Annotated in this window: 2 protein-coding genes; one reads left to right on the top strand and one right to left on the bottom strand. The window is 65.4% G+C overall.

From position 1 onward, the window contains the following. Nucleotides 1–311: 311 nt before the first annotated feature. Nucleotides 312–545, top strand: a complete 234-nt coding sequence (locus G6023_RS07165) for a hypothetical protein (protein WP_241727742.1) — start codon at nucleotides 312–314, stop codon at nucleotides 543–545. A gap of 134 nt (nucleotides 546–679) precedes the next feature. Here the strand turns inward: G6023_RS07165 and G6023_RS07160 are convergent. Next, nucleotides 680–1779: MFS transporter (locus G6023_RS07160; protein ID WP_182634715.1), on the bottom strand; the 1100-nt coding region annotated here is incomplete at its 5' end.

Here is a 1779-nt window from a genome sequence, read left to right as displayed (position 1 = left end):
TCATCAGAACCCTGCTATCCGAAGCACGTCCCTAACAGCCGGGCCCGGTCTGATTTGACCGAAGAAGGGAGTCAGCTTATGTGTCGACCGACGTGGCGCTACCGCCTGCTCTACCGTGCGCGGACGGCGCCTTGCCCACGGCCGGGACCGGCGACGGAGGACGATCTCGTGCTGCGGTACGCCACGATCGCTGATCTCGGCGCGACCGCGCAGTTGCACGTTGAACAGCTACCGGCCGGTTTCTTCCCCGGCCTGGGGCCACGATTCATGCGTCGCTGGCACCGGGCACCGCGCGAATGTCCAATCACGCCGTGGGACGAGCAGTAGACATCCGCGAGATCGACGGTCGGCCGGTGGTGGACGTCCGACCCGGCGACGATCGTGTGCTTCGGTTGATGCGGCGAGCTGCCGAGTTGGGGGCGACCGAGGTCGGTGGACCTGCCGACCTTAACGGACCGCGCAAGGGGTTCTTCTCCGACGACGTCCACCAAGATCACATCCATCTCGGTATCACTCCCGGCGACGCGCCGGCGCACCTGCGGTAGGGCGCACGTGCGTGCGGGTGGGGCACGAGGTCACCGGCGGCGTGAGCCAGTCAGCTCCGCAGCGGTGCAACCGTTTCGGACCAAGTCGCACCCTTGACGAGCACCGTGCGGCGCAGACTGGCAGTGCGCCCGGCTCACGCGACGGGTCGTGTCCAGAGAGCGAAGGCACCGAAGGCCCCGAGAACTCCGAGAGCCGAGAGGATCAGCGCGGTCTGAGGTAGACCGAGCATCGCGCCAAGAACGCCGGCGATCGGGTAGGTGAGCATGAAGCAGGCGTGGGACAGGGAGAACTGCGCGGCGAAGACCGCAGGTCGAGATACTTGGTCGGAGGCGCGTCGCAGCAGGCGGGCTGACGGGGTCAGAATCAGCGACGTCGCGGCTCCAAGGATCGCCCACAGTGTGATTAGCAAGGCCCACTGCCCACTGCCGGCCGGTAGAGCGATCACTGCTGCTGATGCGGCCAGGGCGGGCGGGATAATCGCTGAGCCGGTGAGCATGACGGGCCGATCGGCGATCTTGTCGAGGACTCGGGGAACAACGAGGGCGACGAGCATGGAACCGGCGCCGAAGGCGGCCATCAGAAGCGCGACGTCGCTCTCGGAGCGATCCAAAGATCCTCTGACCACGACGACGGTGTTGACGATCACCATGGCGGTGGAGGTGGCCACGATGAGGTTCATCACCAGCAGACTGCGCAGCTCCGTGGTGCGCAGCATGACCCGGACGCCCCGGGTCAGTCGTTCTCGAAACGATGCGGCTTCGGACCGTGCGCCATCGGGAATTTCGGTGACCAGGACGAGCGCGCCGGAGGCGAGAAATCCCAGCACCGTGCCCAGAAATAGATTGTTGTAGGACATGATCGCCAGCAGCGCCGCAGCCAGTACGGGGCTCAGTAGCGATTCGGTGTCGTACGCCAGGCGGGATAGTGACAATGCGCGGGTGTACTGCGCTTCGTCGGGAAGGACATCGGGAATCACTGCCTGGAACACCGGAGTGAAGGTCGCCGACGCCGCTTGCAGCGCAAAGATCAGGACATAAATCTGCCAGGCCTCACTGACCCAGGGCAGGGACAACGCCACTGCAGCGCGGACTGCGTCCGCGCTGACAAGAACGGCCTTTCGTCGCCACCGGGTGGCCATAGCCGCCATCACCGGTGACACGGCGACGTACGCGACCATCTTGATCGTCGGCGCCGTTCCTAGGAGACTGCTGAACAAGGCGCTATTGGGGTTGG

Origin of the sequence: Dietzia sp. DQ11-71 (genome assembly GCF_014144995.1) — a bacterium.
Taxonomy (GTDB): Bacteria; Actinomycetota; Actinomycetes; order Mycobacteriales; family Mycobacteriaceae; genus Dietzia; species Dietzia kunjamensis.
Note: the sequence above shows the minus strand (reverse complement) of the source record. Positions and strands in the feature narration are given on the sequence as shown.